Source organism: Chryseobacterium sp. PvR013 (assembly GCF_017833095.1).
In the GTDB taxonomy this organism is placed as follows: Bacteria; Bacteroidota; Bacteroidia; order Flavobacteriales; family Weeksellaceae; genus Chryseobacterium; species Chryseobacterium culicis_A.
On sequence record NZ_JAFIBT010000001.1, the window covers coordinates 2,502,903 to 2,526,106 of the forward strand.

At 35.5% G+C, this 23,204-nt stretch carries 22 protein-coding genes; 7 read left to right on the plus strand and 15 right to left on the minus strand.

Translation table 11 applies throughout. The features are described 5' to 3' along the window. Window positions 1-3 precede the first annotated feature (3 nt). The 14 genes from JOE44_RS11265 to JOE44_RS11330 form a co-directional block, all read right to left on the minus strand. Entirely contained in the window at window positions 4-729 is a 726-nt protein-coding gene (locus tag JOE44_RS11265) for an SDR family NAD(P)-dependent oxidoreductase (RefSeq protein WP_209785657.1), read from the minus strand. Then, entirely contained in the window at window positions 729-2,048 is a 1,320-nt protein-coding gene (locus JOE44_RS11270; protein WP_105683827.1) for an FAD-binding oxidoreductase, read from the minus strand. The genes JOE44_RS11265 and JOE44_RS11270 overlap by 1 nt, the downstream gene beginning before the upstream one ends. Then, window positions 2,045-2,932: a decaprenyl-phosphate phosphoribosyltransferase gene (locus JOE44_RS11275; RefSeq protein WP_209785658.1), complete on the minus strand. Its 888-nt coding sequence runs from the start codon at window positions 2,930-2,932 to the stop codon at window positions 2,045-2,047. Before JOE44_RS11275 ends, JOE44_RS11270 begins: the two co-directional genes overlap by 4 nt. Before the next feature lie 107 nt (window positions 2,933-3,039). Beyond that, window positions 3,040-3,729 carry an OmpA family protein gene (locus JOE44_RS11280; protein ID WP_209785659.1) on the minus strand — a complete coding sequence of 230 codons (690 nt, stop codon included), beginning with the start codon at window positions 3,727-3,729 and terminating at the stop codon, window positions 3,040-3,042. Window positions 3,730-3,755: 26 nt separating this feature from the next. Next, window positions 3,756-4,247 carry a lipocalin family protein gene (locus JOE44_RS11285; protein ID WP_209785660.1) on the minus strand — a complete coding sequence of 164 codons (492 nt, stop codon included), beginning with the start codon at window positions 4,245-4,247 and terminating at the stop codon, window positions 3,756-3,758. A 124-nt stretch (window positions 4,248-4,371) separates the two neighbouring features. Then, window positions 4,372-6,057 carry a S8 family serine peptidase gene (locus tag JOE44_RS11290; protein WP_209785661.1) on the minus strand — a complete coding sequence of 562 codons (1,686 nt, stop codon included), beginning with the start codon at window positions 6,055-6,057 and terminating at the stop codon, window positions 4,372-4,374. 87 nt (window positions 6,058-6,144) lie between these two features. Next, a complete protein-coding gene (locus tag JOE44_RS11295; RefSeq protein ID WP_209785662.1) occupies window positions 6,145-6,759 on the minus strand; it encodes a WbqC family protein in 615 nt (204 codons plus the stop codon). A 65-nt stretch (window positions 6,760-6,824) separates the two neighbouring features. Beyond that, window positions 6,825-8,471, minus strand: coding sequence for a signal peptidase I (lepB, locus tag JOE44_RS11300; RefSeq protein WP_105683822.1), 1,647 nt, complete (start codon window positions 8,469-8,471; stop codon window positions 6,825-6,827). Between the two features lie 135 nt (window positions 8,472-8,606). Then, window positions 8,607-9,308 carry a 4-hydroxy-tetrahydrodipicolinate reductase gene (dapB, locus tag JOE44_RS11305; protein ID WP_209785663.1) on the minus strand — a complete coding sequence of 234 codons (702 nt, stop codon included), beginning with the start codon at window positions 9,306-9,308 and terminating at the stop codon, window positions 8,607-8,609. Between the two features lie 64 nt (window positions 9,309-9,372). Next, window positions 9,373-10,011, minus strand: coding sequence for a DUF5683 domain-containing protein (locus JOE44_RS11310; RefSeq protein ID WP_209785664.1), 639 nt, complete (start codon window positions 10,009-10,011; stop codon window positions 9,373-9,375). After that, window positions 10,012-10,902 (minus strand): ParB/RepB/Spo0J family partition protein, encoded by an 891-nt coding sequence (locus JOE44_RS11315; protein ID WP_209785665.1) that lies wholly within the window; start codon window positions 10,900-10,902, stop codon window positions 10,012-10,014. A gap of 69 nt (window positions 10,903-10,971) precedes the next feature. Beyond that, a complete protein-coding gene (locus JOE44_RS11320) occupies window positions 10,972-11,745 on the minus strand; it encodes a ParA family protein (RefSeq protein WP_209785666.1) in 774 nt (257 codons plus the stop codon). A 164-nt stretch (window positions 11,746-11,909) separates the two neighbouring features. Beyond that, window positions 11,910-12,752: an energy transducer TonB gene (locus JOE44_RS11325; RefSeq protein WP_209785667.1), complete on the minus strand. Its 843-nt coding sequence runs from the start codon at window positions 12,750-12,752 to the stop codon at window positions 11,910-11,912. A 744-nt stretch (window positions 12,753-13,496) separates the two neighbouring features. Beyond that, window positions 13,497-14,783, minus strand: a complete 1,287-nt coding sequence (locus JOE44_RS11330; protein ID WP_209785668.1) for an adenylosuccinate synthase — start codon at window positions 14,781-14,783, stop codon at window positions 13,497-13,499. 169 nt (window positions 14,784-14,952) lie between these two features. Here JOE44_RS11330 and JOE44_RS11335 point away from each other — a divergent pair, with 169 nt between their 5' ends. The 3 genes from JOE44_RS11335 to JOE44_RS11345 all read left to right on the plus strand — a co-directional run bounded on the left by JOE44_RS11335 (window position 14,953) and on the right by JOE44_RS11345 (window position 17,663). Further along, a complete protein-coding gene (locus JOE44_RS11335; protein WP_209785669.1) occupies window positions 14,953-16,065 on the plus strand; it encodes a hypothetical protein in 1,113 nt (370 codons plus the stop codon). Between the two features lie 93 nt (window positions 16,066-16,158). After that, window positions 16,159-17,085 (plus strand): alpha/beta fold hydrolase, encoded by a 927-nt coding sequence (locus JOE44_RS11340; RefSeq protein ID WP_209785670.1) that lies wholly within the window; start codon window positions 16,159-16,161, stop codon window positions 17,083-17,085. Window positions 17,086-17,117: 32 nt separating this feature from the next. Beyond that, a complete protein-coding gene (locus JOE44_RS11345) occupies window positions 17,118-17,663 on the plus strand; it encodes an AAA family ATPase (protein WP_209785671.1) in 546 nt (181 codons plus the stop codon). Between the two features lie 378 nt (window positions 17,664-18,041). Here the strand turns inward: JOE44_RS11345 and JOE44_RS11350 are convergent, their stop codons facing one another. Beyond that, the gene (locus tag JOE44_RS11350; protein ID WP_209785672.1) at window positions 18,042-19,631 is read right to left on the minus strand and encodes an ABC-F family ATP-binding cassette domain-containing protein; all 1,590 of its coding nucleotides are present in this window, start codon (window positions 19,629-19,631) and stop codon (window positions 18,042-18,044) included. A 397-nt stretch (window positions 19,632-20,028) separates the two neighbouring features. On the opposite strand from JOE44_RS11350, the gene hpt reads away from it, so the two are divergent. The 4 genes from hpt to JOE44_RS11370 all read left to right on the plus strand — a co-directional run bounded on the left by hpt (window position 20,029) and on the right by JOE44_RS11370 (window position 23,166). Then, complete coding sequence (gene hpt, locus JOE44_RS11355) at window positions 20,029-20,583, plus strand: hypoxanthine phosphoribosyltransferase (RefSeq protein WP_047380929.1); 555 nt, start codon at window positions 20,029-20,031, stop codon at window positions 20,581-20,583. Between the two features lie 126 nt (window positions 20,584-20,709). Next, window positions 20,710-21,288, plus strand: coding sequence for an adenylate kinase (locus JOE44_RS11360; protein WP_209785673.1), 579 nt, complete (start codon window positions 20,710-20,712; stop codon window positions 21,286-21,288). Between the two features lie 63 nt (window positions 21,289-21,351). After that, window positions 21,352-22,335, plus strand: coding sequence for a GTPase ObgE (obgE, locus tag JOE44_RS11365; RefSeq protein WP_209785674.1), 984 nt, complete (start codon window positions 21,352-21,354; stop codon window positions 22,333-22,335). A 342-nt stretch (window positions 22,336-22,677) separates the two neighbouring features. Continuing rightward, window positions 22,678-23,166 (plus strand): DUF6438 domain-containing protein, encoded by a 489-nt coding sequence (locus JOE44_RS11370; protein ID WP_209785675.1) that lies wholly within the window; start codon window positions 22,678-22,680, stop codon window positions 23,164-23,166. The last annotated feature ends 38 nt before the right edge of the window (window positions 23,167-23,204 follow it).

Consider the following 23,204-nt stretch of genomic DNA (forward strand, 5'->3'; position numbering starts at 1 on the left):
TTTTTAAAGCTTTAATTTTTTGAATATAAACTCAGGAATATTCCTGATAATCATCATAATAACACTCCAAACCGGCAAAACATATGCCACGTTATTCTCCTTTTTGAAGGCTTTATAAATACAGGCAGCGGCCTGTTTGGGAGTTGCTGTCAACTTCGGATTCAAAGGAAGTCCTTCTGTCATCTTAGTGGCCATAAACCCTGGTTTTATGGTAAGAACATGTACTTTTTTATCAAAAAGATAGTTTCTTAAACCACTCAGATACGCTGTAAAAGCTGCTTTTGCGCTTCCATAGATAAAATTACTCTGTCTTCCTCTGTCTCCTGCCACGGATGAAAGCCCGATGATCGTTCCGGATCTTCTGTTTTCAAACTTATGGGCAAAATAATTCATCACAGGAACCAGTTTCGAATAATTGATGTCGATGATACGTTCTGTATTTCGATTATCATACAATCCTTCTTCTGTTCCATCACCTAAATATCCTACGGCACAAAATAATACATTTGAATTGATATTATCAAATCTATTGTAATCAATTTCTTTCGTCAGATCCAGTTCAATGACTTCCGCCTGCTGCAGAAACTTTACATCAATATGTCTAGCAAAACGCTCTGTAGTTTCTTTATTTGAGGTAAAAAGATAGATTTTTTCAAACTTTTCTCCTTCCTGAAGTGCTTTTTCCACAAAAGCCTGTGCCACTTCAGATGTACTTCCCAGAACTATCATTATGAGTTATTATTTATGATTCTTTTGTGCTGTAAAGACACAAATTTAGGATTTTGAATATTTTTCAGGTAGCTGGTCAATGATGATCTGCTCATGCTGTCTTTGGTAAGATAAATTCTTCCTCCAAACTCCTGAACAATAGCATCAAGCTGATCTACCAGTTTTTTCAGTTTTGAATTGACTTTAAAATCCAGAGCCAGTGTATACCCTTCCACAGGGAATGAGTTGTAGGCCTGAGGATTGTTCTTTCCAAAAAGTTTTAAAACCGCTAAGAATGATCCGTTCCCGCTATTGGCTATCGTTTCAAGAATTCTTTTCATTCCTTCTTTTCCGGTTTCTTTAGGAATCACCATCTGGTACTGTATAAAACCGGATTTCCCGTAGATCTTATTCCAATCTGTGATGGCATCCAAAGGATAGAAAAACGTCTCATAGTCGATAAAGTTTTTCACTTCTTTTTTAGACTGTTTTTTATAGTAGAGCCAGTTGAATATTTTAACAGTGAGGGCATTCAGTACAAATCCCGGAAAATAAAAAGGAACTGTAGGCTGTAATTTTTTCTTCAACCGTAGGGGTGTTTTTGAAAAGCTCTGTGGAAGTTCATGCTGAAAAGCGTGCTCTCCTCTCATCAAAATACTTCTACCAATATTTTTCCCTTTCTGAAGACAATCAATCCAGGCCACCGTATAGGTCCAGTTTTCACTTTCTTCAAACAGTTTAAATATTTCATCCAGATTGTCTGCTTTTATACTTTCCTGACGAATGTATGCAGATTCTATATTTTTAAGTTTAAATTTCGCTGTAAGAATGATACCGGTAAGTCCCATTCCTCCAATGGTAGCCCAAAACTTTTCTGAATTTTCTTCTCTGGAACAGGTAATAATTTCCCCGTTCTCAGTCATTAGCTTAAATTCAATCACATATTCTGAAAAACATCCTTCAGCATGATGATTTTTTCCATGAACATCGGAAGCAATAGCACCTCCTACTGATACAAATTTTGTCCCAGGGGTTACATACAGAAAATATCCTTGCGGAACAGCTATTTCCAGTACATCGGAAAGCAGTACTCCGGATTCACATTCTATGATCCCGTTCAAACGGTCAAAATTGATGAACTTATTTAATTTTTTTGTTGAAAATATAGATTCTCCCAGCGAAGCATCTCCGTAACATCTTCCATTCCCTCTTGCAATAACTTCGTTGTGATTGAGTACAAATTCTTTTATTTTTCTGAAACTGTCCTCGGATCTCATTTCCTTCTCTACTATGGGAAAGTTTCCCCAGTTTGTAACTTTCTGTATGAAATTAGGCTTCATTTCTTAAAATAAATTTGAATTAAAAATGCAACTACCCAAAGCAACAGAGTAACCTGTATATAACGGTCTCTGTAAACAATTTTTGTAGGAGATTCTGTCCTGTTATAAACCAATGTCTGCTGAAGATATCTTAACAATGCGAACACAACGAAAATCACCGTATAGAAAACCCGTTCATGAAATCTTTCCTGAACTTCTGGAGACAGTGTAAACATCAGATAACAAATGATAGCTAACGTAATAGAAATGGATAAGGCAATATCTGCAAACTGAACGTTATATCCATCCAGAGCTTTTCTTGTTTTTCCTGAAACCTGAGCATTGATAAGCTCTCCTCTTCTTTTCCCGATAGCCAGTACTAATGCCAACACAAACGTTAACAGAATCGCCCATTGCGAAATACTGATTCCGGTAATATAACCTCCAGCCAGTACACGCAATACAAATCCTATGGCAATAATAAAAATATCAATGATAGGAACATGTTTAAGCCTAAAAGTATAGGCAAGATTCATTACCACATAAAACCCTATGATGATTGCAAATTTCCAGAGTAGCTCATGGAAATAAAGTTTGGTAAAGAATACAAGAGCAATATCTGCAACAATAAGACCGATAAGAATTCCTATGGCTTTTGATTTTGAAATAGCTCCACTCGCCAAAGGTCTTCTCCTTTTTTCAGGATGTTTTTTGTCTGCTTCAATATCATTATAATCATTCAGGATATACACCACACTGGCAGCAAGCGAAAATATAACAAATGCAAAAATGCTTTTGAGGAGCAGATCTATATTGGTAATATTACCTGAAAAGAACAGAGGGACAAATACAAAAAGGTTTTTCACCCATTGCTCCACACGGAGCAGCTTTAAATATTTCTTCATTTATGTTATTTCAAATACAAAAATAATAAATTCAAAGTTTCTAGCATAAAAATACAAAAAAAACCGCCGGGGCGGTCTTTTACGAAAATATTTATATATTAAATTAACTATTGGCCTTGTTTGGCGTCGTTAATCATTTTTTCATTGGCAGTAATAGCAAACTCTACTCTTCTGTTTTTAGCTCTTCCTTCATCAGTATCGTTGCTTGCTACAGGCATTGCTTCTCCTTCACCTTTTGTAAACATTCTGTTTGATGCAATTCCTTTTCCTGATAAATATGCTTTCACAGCATCAGCTCTTCTCTGAGAAAGTTTAAGATTATAAGCATCCGCACCTTTGCTGTCTGTGTAACCATAGATATTGATATTTGTATCTGGGTTATTAGCCAATACTTCAGCTAATTTATCAAGGTTTGTTTGGGCTACCGAAGTAAGGTTTGAAGAGTCAAAAGCGAAGTTAACAATACTTTCATTCATTGTTACTTTAATACCGTCTCCTACTCTTTCTACCTGAGCACCTGGTAAAGTTTCTTTAATATCTTTTGCCTGCTTATCCATTTTGTTACCGATAACGTTACCAGCAACACCTCCGATAATACCTCCTAATACAGCACCAATAGCACCGTTTCCTCCTTTACCTACATTATTACCAAGGATACCTCCCAGTACTGCTCCTGAAGCAACACCTACGGCTGTACCTCTTTGTTGGTGATTTGAATTCTGAACGGCTTCACAACTTGTCAATAATAATGCTGATGACAAGAAAAGAGCTCCTACGTATGTTTTTGTAAATTTCATTTTTTTTGATCTTTTATGTTGATAAATTATTTCATTCCTGCTCTCTGGAAGTTGTAAACTACTTTTACATTACCTCCTTCAAAAGGAACATCTTGCTCAAGCGAAAACTGATCTGTAGTCTGATTGATCAGAGTAAGGCTGTACCCCGCTGTATTTTGTTTTGCTTTTGTACCTGAAGCAATTTTTTTAAACATAAACGTATTACCGCCTTTTACTTCAAATTTGATAGGCTGTGTAATTGCCGGGCAGTCTCCACCTCCGTTTAAAGTATACGCTCCTGTCCAGTTATTAGGAATCAATCTCCAGTGGCTTCCTACGAAGCACTGTGCGTCTGCGCCTTCGTCAAAAGGTTTAATTTTATAACCTTTATCATAATCTATGCTCACAATCTGCCAGTCTCCTTTTATTTTCAGGAAATCTGCTCTTTGATTTTGAGATGTAGCTGCTTTGTTAACAGAGGAACACGAAACTGCAAAAAGTGATGTTCCCAACATCCCTGCAAGTAGTAACTTTTTCATTTTGTTGTTTATTATTTTGTTACTATAAAGTTACAAAAAACCGTGCCAAAATTTAAAATAAAAAATAAAAAGTCCGAAAAAATTCGGACTCTTTATGATTTCTCCTTAAACACAGGGAGATAAATTATTTTTTAACAGCCTTTTTTACGGATTTCGAAGGCTTGGTATTACTTGACGGCTTACTCCCTTTGTAGAAATTGGTATAAGCGTATTCTGCAGCTTTTTTCAGGTCGATCACTCCACCCGCCTGGGATTGGTCTCCAAATCCATCTGCTGTACTTGGGTTACTGCTTTTTACAAGCGCTTCAATGATCTGATAAGGCTTCAGATCTGGCATATAAGCTAATAAAACAGCTGCTCCTCCGGCAACTACAGGTGAAGCCATAGAAGTACCCTGAAGGTATTTATATTGATTTTTAGGAACGGTAGAATAGATTTCCTCTCCCGGAGCAAAAACATTTACCATTTTCTTATTATAATTAGAAAAATCGGCTCTCAAGGCATTGTTTTTATTAGTACTTGCCCCTACCACAAGAACGTTGCTTACAAATGGCTTTTCATCAGTAACGTTTTTAAAGTTGGTAGGATATGCCAAATGTTCTGCTACATCTTCATTTTCATTTCCAGCTGCTTTCACTAAAAGCACCCCTTTATCTTCAGCATATTTAAAAGCATCCCAAACAACATCCTTACCTGGAGAAACAGGTTTTCCGAAGCTCATGTTTAGAACTTTTGCTCCGTTATCAACGGCATATCTGATAGCATTAGCAACGTCTTTGTCTCTTTCATCTCCATTCGGAACAGTTCTTACAGACATGATTTTAGCAACTTTCGAGGCTACTCCGTACTGAACTTCTTTTCCTTGTGGCAATCCGGCAATGATTCCTGCTACGTGGGTTCCGTGTTCTGCGTCTGCTCCTTCATAGTGATTATTTCCGTAGATTTTTTCAGAATAGTCATCATAGTTATCACCCACAATTTCTTTTCTTGGATCATAGGAAAGGTCATATTGTTTTGCTGCAGGCGCAAAATGATCGATTGCTTCTTTCATCTCCTCCTTCATCTTCTTTTCAAATTCCTCTGCAGATTTCCCTTTAAATTCCGGACTTTGAGAGATTTGTCCCAAGAAATCCAGGGCAATAGCATCTCTCTGATCTGTTGGGGCTTTAATAGCTGAAATTGTTTCTGAAGTCACAGGCTTCCCTCCCAATAATTTTACCATATTAGGAATCAGCTCGTTTAGCATAGAATAGGTCTGAAAGCTTTGTTTTGCCTCGATACTTTTTTTATTGAACATATCTTTGGCCTTCATATACATATCAAACTCATCCTTCATTTTAGCCTGATTGGCTTTGTTCTTTGTGGAATCGTCTCCTTCGAAAACAGGCTTATATTTAGCAACAACTCTTGTTACCTCCATATTATCGATATCGATATCACCGTTTTTACCTCCTATAAAGTTCCATCCGTGTACATCATCAATATATCCGTTTCCATCATCATCTTTACCGTTTCCAGGAATTTCATTAGGGTTTGACCATAAGTTCTTTACCAATCCGGGATGATCTACCTGTACTCCACTATCCAGAACTCCTACCACAACAGTTTTAGGCTTCAATCCTTTAGATTCTAAGTATTTATAAGCATTTGCCGTATTTACTCCATATACTTTTGAAGTTGCAAAATCTTTATGATACCATGTCATCAGATCTTTATCTTCGTTTGGATCAATACTTTTAGCTTTAGACTCCTGTGCAAAAGAGAAATTAAAGCCTGCTAAAAAAACTGCAGCTAATAATACCTTTTTCATATTTTGATATTTAATTTTTTAAAGACATATCCCAATCGCCACCTTCATGTGTTCTATGCTAAATATTTCCTTAATAGCGATGGTATGCTATAATTGTTTTATATTTTTTATATACACCAGTGATTCCGGACCTTTATTACAAATAAGGTCAATAACCGAAAGGTCTTCCAAAAATCCTAATTTATCAGAAAACGTCTGGTAATAGTCTTCCATCTGAAATTCTGAAGGAAGCTTTGCCGAAAACTTTTCTCTGAAATTGATACTTTCAGGATTTTTGATATATTCTTCATTCAAAGAGTGTGCCTTTTCTGTTTTCAGTATCTGTTGGATTACTTCTATCCCTTTAAGGTTAAAGTCAAGAAGGAACTTTTCTTTAAGGTCAAATATTTTTCTGAATTTATCTTCATAATATTCGAAATACGGAGAGCTCTGATACGCTGTTTTGATTGATTTCCAATGAAGCGTTCTCCAGTCTTCACGGTAAGAGATTTCAACATCTTTGTATTCTCTTTTTCCGTTATGATTGATAGGGATTATTAATGACAATTTCCCGTTGGCTCCATAGATGTTGGCTCTGTTTCTATAAGTCTGTTTGGGAAAGTTTTCAAACTGTTCCAGTACAATTTCACTCTCAGGATTTAAAAACACTGAAAACCATGAAATTGGTGGCATATAAAATGCCGGTAATAATACGTTCTTCATATTCATAATACAAAAATGAAGTATTTTTTCAAATACTTCATTCTATTTTAAGTTTAATTTTTCTGTTAGTCGTCTTCAGTTTTTTTCTTTCCGAATAATTTCATGAAATACTCCCATCCGAAGAACAGGATCAGAATCATCGCTGCAATCCACCAGTAAGAGGTTTTATTGGCTTCTCCTGTATTGGTTGCTTTGAACATTCTTTCCCAACGGATTTTGAATGGCGCCTGATACGTAGAACTGCTGTCAGCAAAAGCACCCTGAAGGCTCATCCATGTGAACATTGGCTTTCCAACAATATTTTCTTCCGGAACAAAACCAAAGAATCTTGCATCTAGTGAAGCATCCCTGTTGTCTCCTACCATCATATAATAATCCTGTTGAATAGTATATTGGCTGGCTTCTTTTCCGTTGATGAAAACTTTTCCGTTCTTTTTCTCTAAGCTGTTGTGTTCATATTCAGAAATAATCCACTGATACATTGGAAGTGTTTCCTGATTAATGGCTACAACATCTCCTTTTTTAGGAATTCTAACCGGGCCATACCAATCCTGATTCCAAGGTTTGTTGATTGGGAAGATCGATTGTGTTGTATCAATTTTAGTTTTAGCTTCGTCTCTGTAATATACTGCAGCTTCACCTTTTGTTGAAACCTCTTCCTTCATATCAATAACATGAGGAAGTTCTTTAATTTCCTTAGCCGTTTTATCCGTTAAACCCTGAAACCCATAAAGGAAACCTCCACTATTTTGTTGAACCTCCTGAACCGGTAAAAATCCATACGCTTTATATAAAGTAGGGATATCTAATTGAGCATCTGTAGTGACAATATATCTGTGCTGTACTTCCTGATCACCTAAAACAGTTTCCGGTTTTCCATTTACAAAAAGTCTTCCGGCTCTCATTTCAAAAGTGTCACCTGCAGCAGCCACACATCTTTTTACGTAAGGATCTTTTCTATCAATTGCAGTATGTACGGAATCCTGAGGATAGTTGAAAACTACAACATCATTTTTCTGTGGTTTGTTGAATTGTAAAATTCTTGTGTAAGGAAGTTTTACTCCATCTACATAAGATTTGGGATCATCTTTCGGATTGCCTTTCTGTCCTGTATCCATAATTGTTCCCTGAAGGAAAGGTATAGCTACCGGACGCATCGGAAGTCTGTATCCGTAGCTCCATTTGTTAACAAAAAGGAAGTCACCTACCAGTAATGTTCTTTCCATAGATCCTGTAGGGATTCCGAATGGCTGTGTTACAAAAACGTGGATGATGGTTGCAAAAACTACTGCAAAGGTAATTGAACCAATGAATGTATCTTTCTTTTTATCATTTTTCTCTTCATCTGTAAGAAATAGCTCGTTGGCATTTTCATCTTCTAACTCTACATCTTTAGAATAGTTAATCACTGCCATATAAATAAATGGAAGGATTACGGTAAGAATCTGATCTTTGAAAAGTGTTTTCCCGAATTTTTTCACTAGATAAAGGTGAAAAACAGACATCATAATGGGCCCTACTATCGGAAGGTAAGAAAGAATTGCCCACCATTTCGGGTGTTTTGTTTCTTTCAGAATGATGAAATAGTTGTAAAAAGGGATAAAAGCAAATAAAGGGCTATAGCCCATTTTCTTGAACAGTTTCCAAGATGAAATCCCCATCAATACGGATAGTATGAGGACATATACTGTATAAGTTAAAAAATAATTCATAAATTTTTGTGCCTATTCTTAAGATATAAATGATAAAATGATGAGTAATAAATGATAAAAGCAGTCCGCTGTTTACAATTCACTATTCATCATTTTCTGTTTTATTGGTCTGCAATTTACAGAATTTGTTACAAATTAAAGTCCCAAAACATCTTTCATTGCGAAGTTTCCTTTTTTATCTTTAATCCATTCAGCAGCTACTACAGCTCCCAATGCAAAACCGTTTCTGTTGAAAGCAGTATGTTTGATTTCGATTTCGTCTACTTCGCTTCTGTAATACACGCTGTGAGTTCCCGGTACTTCATCTTCACGTACTGCGAAAATTCCAAGCTGTTTACCTTCTGTTTCTTCCAGTTTCCATGCATCAAATTTCGGGTTGTTTTGGATGATCCCTTCAGCAATAGAAATAGCCGTTCCACTTGGAGCATCTTTTTTATGGATATGGTGAATTTCCTCTAACTGACAAGAGTATTCATCTACATTTTTCATCAGATCGGCAAGCTTTTCGTTTAAGGCAAAAAATAAATTCACTCCTAAACTGAAGTTGGAACCATATAAGAAAGCTGTACCGTTATCTACAGCTAATTTTTCTATTTCATCTTTTTGATCCAGCCATCCTGTAGTTCCGCAAATCACCGGAATTTTATTTTCAAGACAAGCTTTGATGTTTTCAAATGCTACTTCCGGTAATGAGAATTCAATCACAACATCCGGATTATTAAGATTCTCAGCAGTTGGGGTTTCCTTCAGGCGGGCAACAACTTCATGACCTCTCTTCTGTGCGATCTCATCAATGATCTTACCCATTTTACCATAACCCACTAATGCTATTTTCATATGATCTTTTTATTTTTTTACTCCTGCATTCAATCTTCAGATCTTTCTGCAGGTATGTTATATTTTAAAATCTGTAACTTAAACTGAATCCTGTTTTTGGAGCACTATATCCATACTGATCCTGGATTACTGATGGTTTAAAAACCAAATCCGGGTCATGACGGCTTTCGTAAAGGTGAGCATCAACTACAGCATCTACAATATTCAGAATATAGATCAACCCTGTAATGGCGATGGCATAATCCCTTTGTCTTTTGGCTCTGTCCTGAGCATTTCCCAAAGCTTTTTTGTCCAGCCACGGATGACTGTCTACAAATTCATTAGGTGTACCATTCAGTTTTGCTACGTAATATTCACGATACTTTTTGTATTGGTTATCATTCCATACAGCAATACCGACTCCTGCTCCTACCGCTCCCCATACAATGGGAATTTTCCAGTACTTTTTGTTATAAAACTGTCCTAATCCGGGTAAAACAGCAGAATACAATCCTGCTCTGGTAGGATTAAGTTTTATCGTTTTCACCGTGGGGCCATTTGCTTTTTCAAGATCTTCAATGATCTTTGCCTCCGTCTTACTCGGCTTCACTAAACGTGATTCCTCTTTCGGAGGAGTCTGCATCCGAACGGTATCAATAGGTTTTACTTGTGAAAAGGCCAGTGCAGCAATACACAAGAAAAATGTGAAAAATATTTTCTTCATTTATTTAATATGGGATAAAATGTATTCCAGCTCTTCTTCGTTTTTGAAGTCCAGAACAATTTTACCTTTTTTACCATTTCCAGAAGCTTTGATTTCCACTTTTACCTCTAAGATATCAGCGATGGTCTTCTGGGCTTTTTTATAGTTATTGGAAAGTTCCACTTTTGCTTTTTTTGCAGCGGGAGACTTTGGGTTCTTCAATGCAGCAGCAGCCTGCTCTGCCTGACGAACGTTTAATTTTTCTTTGATAATCAGATCAAACAGAATCTGCTGATCTTCTTCACTTTCAAGACTGATAATAGCTCTTCCGTGTCCTGCAGAAATTTCACCACTTCTGATGGCATTCTGAATATCCGGGTTCAGCCTTAATAATCTGATGGAATTGGTGATGGTACTTCTGTCCTTCCCTACTCTCTGGCTCAGTGTTTCCTGAGTAAGACCGATCTCTTCTAAAAGCCTATGATAAGTCAAAGCAATTTCGATAGCATCAAGATCTTCTCTCTGGATATTTTCAACAAGAGCCATCTCAAGAAGCTCCTGATCATTGACTAAACGGATATAGGCAGGAATTGTAGTTAACCCTGCAATTTTCGTTGCTCTGTAACGTCTTTCCCCGGAAATAATTTCAAACCTTTCACCGTCTTTTCTCAAAGTAATCGGCTGGATTACACCCAGATTTTTGATCGACTGTGCAAGTTCGTTTAATGCTTTTTCATCAAAATAAGTTCTCGGCTGCGTCGGGTTCGGATAGATATCTTCAAGCGCAACTTCTACAATATTTCCCACAAACTTATCTGCTCCCTCATCAGTAGCGGAGTTGATCGTTGCTTTGGATTCTGCACTTAAAATGGCGCCCAAGCCGCGTCCCATAGCTCTTTTTTTATCCTTCATAGATATAATTGATAAATGATGTTTGATAAGTGATGCCTAGCATTCACCTATTGGCCATTTATTATTAATTTAATTCTTTATTAAGTTTTCATTCTTTAAAAGAACTTCTTCAGCTAACTGAATATACTGAATTGCTCCTTTACTTTCTGCATCATAATTCAGGATACTTTCTCCAAAACTTGGTGCTTCACTCAATCTTACATTTCTGCTGATAATGGTTTCAAAAACCATTTCCGGGAAGTGTAGATTCACTTCTTCCACAACCTGATTGGATAATCTCAATCGGCTGTCATACATTGTTAAAAGAAGACCTTCAATTCCAAGATCTTTATTGTGGATCTTCTGAACATTTTTAACAGTATTCAAAAGTTTCCCCAGTCCTTCTAATGCAAAATATTCACATTGAATCGGAATGATTACAGAATCTGCTGCCGTAAGCGCATTGACTGTAATAAGACCTAAACTCGGTGCACAATCGATGATAATATAGTCATAATCATCTCTTACTGTAGCTAATGCTTTCTTCAGCATATATTCACGGTCTTCCTTGTCTACCAATTCGATTTCCGCAGCTACCAGATCGATATGTGACGGAATAATATCAAGGTTTGGAGTTGCCGTTCTTTTGATACAAACTCTTGTATCTGCACTGTGCTCCAGTAGATTATATGTAGAATACTGAACATCTTCCACACCCAGGCCGGAAGTTGCATTCGCCTGAGGGTCAGCGTCAATGATTAATATTCTTTTTTCCAATACTCCTAATGCTGCTGCTAAATTTACAGCGGTGGTAGTTTTACCCACCCCTCCTTTTTGATTAGCAATACCTATGATTTTTGCCATTATTAGAACTTTAAGTTTCAAAAATACACTTTTTTCTTTGCTCTCGGTAAGTGGGGAAAATCAAAATTGAGTTAAAATATTGTTAATAAGCAATTTAACAATAAAAAAAATTATCCACAAAAAAAATTCTTTGTGGATAACTATTTGAAATTTACTTTTCCGTATTAATTATCAAATTTCATGGAGATGGGAAATTTGAAATAACTTCTTACGTATTCTCCTTTTTTGTTTTTGGCGGGAATCCATTTTCCTTTATTGGAAATCATTTTAATTGTTCTCATTGCCTCATTATTAAAATCGGCGTTGGTTCCGTTAGCTTTTACCCCTGAGATGGTTCCGTCCATTTCTACAATAAAGGTAACTGTCGTTTTTACAACATCTTCTGATTCGACTCCTGAGCCGTCGAAGCTGTTCATTACTTTATTTCTGAAGGAGTCTATTCCTCCTGCAAAGCTAGCTTCTACGCTAGGATCTCTATCAATTACTGAAGGGTCTGTTTTTTCAACTACAGGATCAGCCTTTACTGTAGGCGGCCCATCACCTCCGATAACTCTTGGAGCAATCGGAATATAGGCAGTATTTGGAGTTTCCTTACCTTCTGATGTCTGTGTACTTGCTACCGCGTTTATTTTATCCTCTACTTGTTTTTCATTGGTAACTGTTGCTTTAGGTTCCGGCAATGTGTTATCATATGTCTTTACAGCAGGAGCTGGCGGAGTGGGTTTTACAATTTGTACAGGTGGATCTTTCGGTCTTTCTACATCCTGAATATCAATCACATGCGGAAGATTATAAATGGTTCCTGTAGGAGTTTCTACAGGTTTGAATGCAGAGATCACAAATGGTGTAATGGATACTGCTGCCATTAAACTTGCTCCTATGAAAAGTGCTTTAGTTAATATTCTATCTGATTCGTTTCTTAATGCATAGGCACCATAGTCTTTATTGCGGTGCTCGAACAGGACTTCATTAAAACGAAATTCCTGATTTTGGTTATGTTGTTTCATCACTACTACTATTTAAACTGTTAAAAATTGTGATTATTAGTTTTGTTAGCTCTTATCGATAAGCACTGTTGTAATATCAAAACATTTGCCAAAATTTTACCAAAACAACACAATATTAGAAAGTTTTATGACAATGTTTAAATTTTAACATTTATAAATAGAAAATTTATAGAGATAAACCCTACAGTTTTCATAAAAATAAATAAGAACAGAAAAACAGAAATAACAGATTAATAGCCTAGTAAAGAAATCATATAAGCATTAAAAGAAGAGCAAGCGGTATCAGTAATCCAAGCGTATTAATAATAATCAAAATGATAGAGCTGATCTTTGTTTTCGAATAGCTTTTAGCGGCAAAATAGATTGCTCCTATGCTAAAAAGCAAACTGCAGACAATAAAAAAGATCAGCAAAAAATCTGAACTCACATTGAATGGTAATCCTAAATAAACAATAATTAAAACAGAATATGCCATTGTAAGATATAAACTGATCACTATATTGTTCAGAAAACGCTGGGGTATTTTATTCTCTTCCATTATTTTTCTTATTTATATTTTTCTACTAAAACAAAAGTATACAAAAATTCAAAACTGGAATCCTCTCTTAATTGATCAGCTCCCTAACATCCTTGTCAAGGTTTAAAACCTTGACAAGGATTGATTAACAAACCGGTAAAGTAAACTTTAAACAAAAAAAGAGACCATCCTATGATGATCTCTTTGTTATTTTAAGTCTAAAAATATTAGAATAATTCTTTTCTGATGATGTTCTGACTTCTTTCAGGACCTACAGAAACTAAGTATACATTGATTCCTAAATATTTCTCAATAAACTCAATGTATTTCTGAGCAGTATCAGGAAGTTCATCATAGCTTCTTGCTTTAGTAATATCTTCGCTCCAACCTGGTAAATCCTGATAGATTGGCTCGTAGTTGTATAGCTTTTCTGTTGAAGAAGTGAAATAATCGATGATTTTTCCGTCTTCAGTTTTGTAGTGTGTTACCACTTTCAGGTTTTCAATTCCTGTAAGAACGTCAAGCTTAGTGATTACAAGGTTGTTGATACCATTGATCATACAAGCATGCTTTAAAGAAACAAGGTCTAACCAACCTGTTCTTCTTGGTCTACCTGTAGTCGCTCCGAATTCACCACCGATCTGTCTGATTTTTTCACCCAGTTCGTTATCCAATTCAGAAGGGAAAGGTCCGTTTCCTACTCTTGTACAGTATGCTTTTGCCACACCAATTAAGTTCTGAAGTGCAGTTGGCGGAACACCAGCTCCTGAACAAACACCTCCTGTAGATGGAGAAGATGAAGTTACGTATGGATACGTTCCGAAGTCGATATCAAGCATTAATGCCTGTGCTCCTTCGAATAAAACGTTTTTACCGTCTCTGATTGCTTCGTTCAGCTCTAATTCAGTATCAACGATTCTGTCCTGAAGTTGTTTTCCGATTTCTAAATATTCATTGTAGATTTCTTCAACGTCTAAAGTTGGTTTTCCGTAATATTTTTCAAAAAGAGAATTTTTAACTTTTAAGTTTTTCTCGATTTTATCTCTTAAAATTTCAGGATTTAAAAGGTCTACCATTCTGATCCCGACTCTTGCAATTTTATCTTCATAACAAGGTCCGATTCCTTTTTTGGTAGTTCCGATTTGTGTTCCTCCGTGTTCCTCTTCACGGTAAGTATCCAAAAGGATGTGGTAAGGCATGATTACATGCGCTCTTCTGCTGATAAAGATATGATCTGTTCTCAAGCCTTTGCTCTCGATCTGACCAACTTCTCTAATAAAAGATTTAGGGTTTACCACTACTCCGTTCGCAATGATACATTTCCCTTTGCATTGAAGAACTCCTGAAGGAAGAAGGTGCAAAACGAATTTTTCTTCACCCACATAAACCGTGTGACCAGCGTTGTCTCCACCCTGGAAACGCACTACATAATCCGATTTTGCTGATAAAACATCCGTGATTTTTCCTTTGCCTTCATCTCCGTACTGAAGACCTACAACTACATAAGTTGACATATTTTACTTTTGTTTTTAGATTCGTGCAAAATTACTTTTAAAAAATTGGGTGAGCAAATTTGTGGTGGATTTTATTTTGGGGTAGGGTGAAAATCATGAAGTTGAATAGCTAATTAATCCCAAGGATTCCTTAATATTTATCTTTATAAAAATAACTATATTTACTTTCATGGTTATATTAAATCATAATACAGAAAACAAGTTAAATAAAATAGCAGATATTTGGAATGATTTTATACTTGAATACAAGTTTTGCAATAATAAGATCAAATTCACAGATGAAGTTAAAACAAATTATTTTGGAGATATTTTAGGATACTTTCATGATACATTTTCTTTGATTTTCGAAATACCAAAAATTCAAAATAATTCAAGTGAATTTGCCTTTTATATAAGTTTTTTACAAGCAATATATGTACAACAAGATTTTATAGAAGAATTATTATATATTTTCAACTGTAATAAAAATAAAGGTGATTTAAAAAATGATCTGACATATTCTTTAAATAGAGATATAAGAAATGAACTCGTAGGGCATCCAATTAGAAAGGTTAATGGAAAATTTATTTCTTCAACTTTATTCAGTTATAATTCAAACAGTGAGAATATTGAATATTTAAGATACCATATAGACAACAACTATAATTTTGAAAAAATTAGTATCAAAATTGAGGATATCAAAAATCGTCATATCCTTTTTTTAAATAATTATTTTGATTTAATAATAAAAAAATTAGAAAATATTTTAATAAAATTTAAAAGTCAGATAGAAATTTTAGAACAAAATATTACCATACAAAACTTTGAAACGCTACTTAGTATAATCTCAGCTTGTTTTGAAAAATTTCTAGACTCCGAATTTATTTATGACATTGATTCTTTAAAAATTATTTATTCTAAGGTAAAAGAACATGCGAGGTATAATTATTTTATTGATAAGTTTTATTTAAATCTTAAGGAATATATATCCTTTACTAAAGATAATATAGATTTACTAACAGGTAAAAAAGAAAGCTTTTTTCCAGAAATTGCATTACCAACAATAAACAATGAATTAATACCAAATAAAAATATAAATAAAAAAATTTCATATCATTATGAATTGGGAAAATTAGCAACAAAAAGAAATATCCTTGATTTCGAATTTTTCAGTTCGCTTTTAAAATCTAAATGCCCTGATAACATTGAAGTTTTGAATGAATTAGAATATATGGAAAAAAACTTAACTAATGATATTGAATATTATTCTGCTTATAAATACCTAAGACATTTATTGGAATAATTAGTCCAAGTTCGATTATGGATGACAAATAAAATCTTAATTTCATAATCTATAAAATTATTTACTCTTTGATTAGCCTATAAACAAATTCTTATGTCTACATCCAAAAAATCAAGTTATCTAGTCTCAAAAACAAACAGCAGCTCACAACTTTTCTACACCTTGTTTTCTCCGGAAACAGCAAAAGCCACCTTACTCATCGTTCACGGCATGCAGGAACACAGTGGAAGATACACAGAGATTGCAGAATATTTTGCAGCTCATGGGATTGCTGTATTGACGTATGATCATTTGGGACACGGAAAATCTGTCAAAGAGAAAAAAGATATTGGTTTTTTTCAGCTTGAAAAACCGGATGAAAGGCTTGTTGCAGACGCAGAAATGATGGCAGATCATCTTGCAGAGCAGTTTCCGGAGGTTCCTCATTTTATTATGGGACATTCTATGGGATCTTTTATCACCCGTTGTCTCCTTCAAAAGGCTAGCAATAAGTTTGCAGGAGCTGTCATTACGGGAACCGGCGGGCCTTTACCGGGAATAGATTTGTTAAGAGCTTATTTATCATTAACCAATGCCATCGCCCCACATCATCGTACTTTCTTGAATTCTGTTTTTACGAGTGTCAATAACAAGCATTTTAAAAACGATAAAGATTTCAGTGATACCAGCTGGCTCAGTATAAATCCTAACAACAGAAAAGCTTTTGAACAGGATGAGCTTTGCGGGATTCCGTTTACTCATAATGCTTTTTATACTTTATTTACTATTTATAAAAAGGCTACAGCGAGAAACTGGGCATCTTCTATTTCAAAGTCATTTCCTTTTTTATTTGTAAGTGGACAGAATGATCCGATTGGTGATTTTGGAAAAGGGGTAATGCATACCGTCAACAACTTAAAGACTGACGGTTTTCAGCATGTGGATGTGAAAATCTATCCGGAAATGCGTCATGAGATTTTGAATGAGGAAATACGGGAGCAGGTGTTAGATGAAATTAATCATTGGATTTCAAAACATTAAAAATTCCCGCAGATTTTATAAAATTAAAAACCATGAGAATACATATTTTCGGAGCTTCCGGTTCCGGAGTTACAACATTAGGGAAGGCATTGTCTGAGGAACTCCATATTGAATACTTAGACAGTGATGATTTTTTCTGGCTTACCACATCAAATCCCTTTACAGAAAGACAAAACCCGGAAATAAGAAACGCAGCTGTTTCAGATAAACTTCACTCCACAGACAGCTGGATTTTTGGAGGTTCAATCATTCATTGGGGTGAAAATGTATTTCCGGCATTCGATCTGATTATATTTCTCTATCTGCCTTCTGAACTCAGAATGGAAAGACTGAGAAAAAGAGAATACGAAAGATATGGTGATGAAATCATTACCAGTCCGGAAAGAGCCCAAAAATTCCAGGAGTTTATGGATTGGGCTAAAGATTACGATCACAACACCGGTATTGCGAACAGAACTTTAAAATCCCATTTGGAATGGCTGTCCGGGATGAATACTCCTTTAATTGAGCTTTCAGGTGATTATGAACTGCAACAGAAGATGGATATTATTTTGGATAGAATAAAACAGCCTATATAGAGATTGCTTCGCTTTGCTCACAATGACAAAGGTTATGTTACTTTCAGCAGAATTATTAATTTAGGACACTGAAAAAATCAATACCTGTGACCATAGAAGAACTTATAAAAGAAAAGATTTATCTGGATGCGATTAAGAAAACGAAGAAATGATCTTTTTTTCATATAAAAATAAAAACCTGAAAATTGATTTCCAGGTTTTTTTATGATAGGTTTTGGCTAAAGCCAATGGATTCTTATTCTATATTTAAAGGCGGGCTAAAGCCGCCCCTATTGAATACAACTACATTATTCATTCGCAGAAAACAAATAATTAGCCTTTCGCAGAAACCTCATAATATTTAGATTCCTACGGAATGACAAAGTATGAATACAGTTCTTAATCCAACAAAACCTCACTATTCACACCAATCTCTTTCAGGAAAACTTCATCATGCGAAATCACCAATAATGTTCCATGATAATCTTTAATAGAATGAGTGAGAATTTCTACATTTTGCAGATCCAGGTTATTGGTAGGTTCATCAAGAATAATCATATCTGGTGCTTTATTGCTGATGGAAAGTCCGCAAAGAAGTAACCGCAAACGTTCACCTCCACTCAGCATTCCACATTTCTTGTCCCAGGTATCTTTCCAAAACAAAAATCTTGACAATAATGTTTTCACTTCAGATTCCTGTAATGCACTGTCATTGAAGGTCTGAACAAAGTCATAAAGCGTTGAATCATGATCAATCAGAGAATACTCCTGATCGATATAGATACTGTTGAATTCTGCCCTTGTTATTTTCCCTTCCGAAGGCTTACTATTTCCCAGCAGAAGCTTGATCAGCGTAGTTTTTCCGGAGCCATTGGAGCCTTTAACTGAGATTCTATCGCCGCTTCGCAACTCAAGGCTGATATTTTCTTTCCAGAGTTTTTCCTTTCCATAATTGAAGTTAATAGCTTCAGCAGCCACAAGTATTTTTCCTGAATGCAGATTGGAATCATTAAAATTCACTTTCATCTGATCCGAATTTTTTAAAGAGTAACGCAGATCTCTCAAATCATCAGAAATACCACTGATTTTCTCAGCGTGTACACTTTTCAGTTTTGAACTGTTTTTTTCAGCATTATTACGAAGCGTATTCATCATAATCCTCGCTACTCCTGATTTTTCCTGCTTTCCTTTACCTCTTGCATCCAGCTTTTGTTTTCGTTCCAAGGTTTCTCTTTCCTTTTCTTTTGCTTTTTTCAGAGCTCTTTCTTTCGAGTGAATATCATTATGCAAAGCTTCCTCCTCCACTTCTTTTTGCTCAGCATAGAAATCGTAGTTCCCTCCATAAGATGCAATTCCCTGATTACTTAACTCAAATATGACATCAACGAGATTGAGCAATGTGCGGTCGTGGCTTACAATAACAACTGTTGCATCTGTTTTGTCAATAAGATCATACAGGAGCTTCCTTCCCTCAAGATCCAGATGGTTGGTAGGTTCATCCAATATGATACTATCAGGTTGGCTGATCTCAATTCCGGCAAGAAAGACCTTGGTTTTCTGACCGCCACTCAAGCCTTCCAGCTTTTGAGTTAATTCAAAATTATCGAGGTTCCAATGTTCCAATGCCTGCTGGCAACGCTCTTCAATATCCCAATCGTCATTGAGAATTTCAAAATAAATTTCATCCACCTCTCCTTCGGTAATTTTTTGGAGAGCGTGAAGTTTCTGATCAATTTTCAGACATTCAGCAATGCTAAGATGATTAAAGTTCCCGAACATCTGAGGAACATAAAAAATATCACCATGGATATTGATATTCCCTTTTAAAGGCTGTATTTCGCCAGCAATCATTTTCAACAGGGTTGATTTCCCCATGCCGTTGCTTCCCACCAAAGCTGATTTGGTGTGAGATTGTATTGTTAAATTGATATGATTAAATAGAAGATTTCCTCCCGGAAACCCAAAGGATATATTTTGCAGTAAAATCATGATTTCTTTCTTAATAATGGTTGAACACCAGCAACATCTTTGTTACCGTCTTATTGAATCTGAAAGAAATGATATCCTACATGTCTGTATTTTGGGTTTTGAAAGAACAAAGATAGTAATTTTTGAGAACATTCAATTTTCGTCAATAATCAGGACATTTATCATCCCTTCTTACACTCCTTTTTTAAACACGTATTTTTCTGAATCATTTTCAAAGTCCTTTTTTTGAAGCTATACCTTTCTATCTCATAAAAAAGCTTACCCTTATTATGATTTAAACAGACTTCATCTCATTATTCAATTCTACAGTCCTGAAACCACCAAACTTTTCAAACTGATAAAAACAGGAAAGTATTTTAATCAAAAATCCGTAACTTTGCCTCCTACTAAAAATTTTATGGAAAGCATTAAAGTTCACGACAAAACTTTCGTTCCTTATTTAAAGGATGCCGAAATTCAGGAAATTGTAAAAGAGACAGCGTTAAGAATTTATGAAGATTACAAAGATGAAGTACCTGTTTTCATTGGTGTTTTAAATGGGGTGGTAATGTTCTTCTCAGATCTTTTAAAATATTACCCGGGGGAATGCGAAATTGCCTTCATTCAAATGAGTTCTTATGTTGGAACTGAATCTACAGGGATTGTTTATCAGAAAATGGAGCTGACTAAAGATGTAAGAGACCGTCACATTATTCTTGTAGAAGACATCGTAGATACAGGAAATACGGTTGAAAGTCTTTTCAAATATTTTAAGGAAACACAACGTCCTAAATCTGTAAAGCTGGCTAGTTTCTTACTGAAACCTGAGATTTACAAAAAGGATTTCAAGCTGGATTATATCGGAATGGAAATTCCAAACAAATTTGTACTTGGATACGGCCTTGATTATGATGAATTGGGAAGAAACCTACCTAATTTATATCAATTGGAAGACGGACAAATCAACCATTAATTATTGTCATTAGCTACTGGCTATTGGCTGTTAGCTTTAAACTTAATCGAAATAAAAGTAAAATATTAACTTAAAAAAGCTAAAAGCCAACAGTGTATCACTAACGGCTGGAAGCGTATCAACATTATGATAAACATTGTTCTGTTCGGCCCTCCAGGAAGTGGAAAAGGAACACAAGCTCAGAATCTAATCGAAAAATTCAATTTAAAACAGGTTTCAACAGGTGATCTTTTCAGATACAATATGAAAAATGACACTGAACTTGGAAAACTGGCTAAGTCATACATCGATAAGGGAGAATTGGTTCCGGATCAGGTAACAACAGATATGCTGATCGACGAGATCAAAAAACCTACTGATACCAATGGTTTTATTTTTGACGGATACCCAAGAACAACTGCTCAGACAGAAGCTTTGGAAACCATCGTTAAAGATGTATTGAATGACGATATTGACATCTGTCTTTCATTGGTAGTAGAGGATAAAATTTTGGTTGAAAGACTTCTTAAAAGAGGAGAAACCAGCGGAAGATCAGACGACAGCAATGTAGAGATCATCGAAAACAGAATTAAAGAATATTATACTAAAACAGCAGAAGTTGCCGAGCTTTATAAGCAGCAGGGTAAATATGTAGAGGTAAACGGTGTTGGAGAAATTGATGAGATTTCCCAAAAACTTTTCGCTGAGGTAGAGAAAATTAAATAATCGGGATACGGGTGCGGGATAGAAAATTTCGTCCCGTAGCCTGCAACTCGCAACACAAACTATATGTCTAACTTTGTAGATTACGTAAAGATCCATTGTAAAAGCGGACACGGAGGTGCTGGTTCTGCCCACCTTCGCCGTGAAAAGTATATTCCTAAAGGTGGTCCTGACGGTGGCGACGGAGGTCGTGGAGGTCATGTCATCATGAGAGGAAATGCTAATGAATGGACTTTACTTCCACTTCGATACACCCGTCACATAAAAGCAGAACGAGGTGAAAACGGAGCAAAAAACCAGCTGACAGGAGCTGACGGTTCTGATATTTATATCGATGTTCCCATTGGGACTATCGCTAAAAATGAAGAAGGTGAAATTATCGGAGAAATCCTTGATGACAAGCAGGAAATAATTCTGATGCAAGGAGGTAAAGGTGGAAGAGGAAATGAATTTTTCAAATCTTCTACCAATCAGACTCCAAGATATGCTCAACCCGGAATGGATGGTGAAGAAGGCTATGTGGTCTTCGAGCTTAAAATTTTGGCCGATGTAGGACTTGTTGGATTTCCAAACGCTGGAAAATCTACACTTTTAGCATCTGTTTCTGCAGCAAAACCAAAAATTGCCAATTACGCCTTTACCACTCTGACTCCTAATCTTGGAATTGTAGATTACAGAAATTACAAATCTTTTGTAATGGCTGATATTCCGGGGATTATTGAAGGAGCAGCAGAAGGAAAAGGATTAGGACACAGATTTCTGAGACATATTGAAAGAAACTCTATCTTGCTATTTTTAATTCCTTCTGATTCTGAAAATCATTTCCAGGAGTTTAAAATTCTGGAGAATGAATTGAAAGAATACAATCCTGAACTTTTGGATAAAGACTTTATTGTTTCTGTTTCAAAATCTGATCTTTTGGATGATGAGCTGAAGAAAGAAATTGCAGCAGAGTTTCCTGAAAACAAGCAGCCTTTGTTCTTCTCAGGAGTTACCGGAGAAGGCCTTATGGAGCTTAAAGATGCTATCTGGAAGCAATTGCACGGATAGGAAAAACATTGATTCACCAGTTTTATTTTACAATGGAACTGCAACATACAAAACAGCCTTAGAAAAATCTGAGGCTGTTTTTTTATACAATTAACTCTATTTCTTTTAGACAATATTTTAAACCATTAAGAAGGTTTAAGAAATAAAGAGTAGTTAAGATGAATCATTCCGATTCTTAAGTATAAAGCGGAGCTCATCTTCATATTCTTAACACTTAATACAATCTTAATGGTTCAAATAAAAGGTTAGCAGGTTTTGCATTTTATATTTAACATAAAAACAAAAGAAGAGTTTCTCTTTTTGGAACAATTATTGAAACATCCTCTGAAATTGAAAAAAACTATGAAATATTTACTAGCCTTTTGTGCATCTATATTATTATTTTCCTGCACTTCTCAAAAAATAAACTCCAAATATTCTACCATTGAATATGAGGCTACTCCATGTTTTGGATTCTGTCCTGTCTTTAAAATGACCATCAGTGCCGACAGAACAGCCGTTTTTGAAGCGGAACATTTTAATTTCAATGACAAACCTTCAAAAGACGAGTTTTCAAAGCCACGTGAGGGAACTTTTAAAGGAACCATCAAGGAAGAAGATTACAATAAACTCATCAGTTTACTGGATGGATTGAATGTAAAAAGCTTAAACGACAAATATGGTGAACGAAATATTACCGATCTTCCAACCTCTTATTTAAGAATCAAATTCGCAGACGGAACTTCAAAAAACATTGAAGACTATGGAAAACACGGAAGTGAAAAGCTTTCAGAAGTCTATCAGTTTTTTGAAAACTTAAGAAAGAACCAACAATGGAATAAAGTGAAATAGATTCACTAAAAAATATTTAAATTATCTTTGTAACAGTA

Coding starts and splice junctions, on each gene's coding strand:
- JOE44_RS11345 (WP_209785671.1), top strand. CDS start 17,118: ATGAGAATACATATTTTCGGAGCTTCCGGTTCCGGAGTTACAACATTA.
- JOE44_RS11330 (WP_209785668.1), bottom strand. CDS start 14,783: ATGTCAACTTATGTAGTTGTAGGTCTTCAGTACGGAGATGAAGGCAAA.
- hpt (WP_047380929.1), top strand. CDS start 20,029: ATGGAAAGCATTAAAGTTCACGACAAAACTTTCGTTCCTTATTTAAAG.
- dapB (WP_209785663.1), bottom strand. CDS start 9,308: ATGAAAATAGCATTAGTGGGTTATGGTAAAATGGGTAAGATCATTGAT.
- lepB (WP_105683822.1), bottom strand. CDS start 8,471: ATGAATTATTTTTTAACTTATACAGTATATGTCCTCATACTATCCGTA.
- obgE (WP_209785674.1), top strand. CDS start 21,352: ATGTCTAACTTTGTAGATTACGTAAAGATCCATTGTAAAAGCGGACAC.
- JOE44_RS11350 (WP_209785672.1), bottom strand. CDS start 19,631: ATGATTTTACTGCAAAATATATCCTTTGGGTTTCCGGGAGGAAATCTT.
- JOE44_RS11370 (WP_209785675.1), top strand. CDS start 22,678: ATGAAATATTTACTAGCCTTTTGTGCATCTATATTATTATTTTCCTGC.
- JOE44_RS11280 (WP_209785659.1), bottom strand. CDS start 3,729: ATGAAATTTACAAAAACATACGTAGGAGCTCTTTTCTTGTCATCAGCA.
- JOE44_RS11310 (WP_209785664.1), bottom strand. CDS start 10,011: ATGAAGAAAATATTTTTCACATTTTTCTTGTGTATTGCTGCACTGGCC.
- JOE44_RS11360 (WP_209785673.1), top strand. CDS start 20,710: ATGATAAACATTGTTCTGTTCGGCCCTCCAGGAAGTGGAAAAGGAACA.
- JOE44_RS11335 (WP_209785669.1), top strand. CDS start 14,953: ATGGTTATATTAAATCATAATACAGAAAACAAGTTAAATAAAATAGCA.
- JOE44_RS11265 (WP_209785657.1), bottom strand. CDS start 729: ATGATAGTTCTGGGAAGTACATCTGAAGTGGCACAGGCTTTTGTGGAA.
- JOE44_RS11315 (WP_209785665.1), bottom strand. CDS start 10,902: ATGAAGGATAAAAAAAGAGCTATGGGACGCGGCTTGGGCGCCATTTTA.
- JOE44_RS11340 (WP_209785670.1), top strand. CDS start 16,159: ATGTCTACATCCAAAAAATCAAGTTATCTAGTCTCAAAAACAAACAGC.
- JOE44_RS11325 (WP_209785667.1), bottom strand. CDS start 12,752: ATGAAACAACATAACCAAAATCAGGAATTTCGTTTTAATGAAGTCCTG.
- JOE44_RS11295 (WP_209785662.1), bottom strand. CDS start 6,759: ATGAAGAACGTATTATTACCGGCATTTTATATGCCACCAATTTCATGG.
- JOE44_RS11270 (WP_105683827.1), bottom strand. CDS start 2,048: ATGAAGCCTAATTTCATACAGAAAGTTACAAACTGGGGAAACTTTCCC.
- JOE44_RS11275 (WP_209785658.1), bottom strand. CDS start 2,932: ATGAAGAAATATTTAAAGCTGCTCCGTGTGGAGCAATGGGTGAAAAAC.
- JOE44_RS11285 (WP_209785660.1), bottom strand. CDS start 4,247: ATGAAAAAGTTACTACTTGCAGGGATGTTGGGAACATCACTTTTTGCA.
- JOE44_RS11290 (WP_209785661.1), bottom strand. CDS start 6,057: ATGAAAAAGGTATTATTAGCTGCAGTTTTTTTAGCAGGCTTTAATTTC.
- JOE44_RS11320 (WP_209785666.1), bottom strand. CDS start 11,745: ATGGCAAAAATCATAGGTATTGCTAATCAAAAAGGAGGGGTGGGTAAA.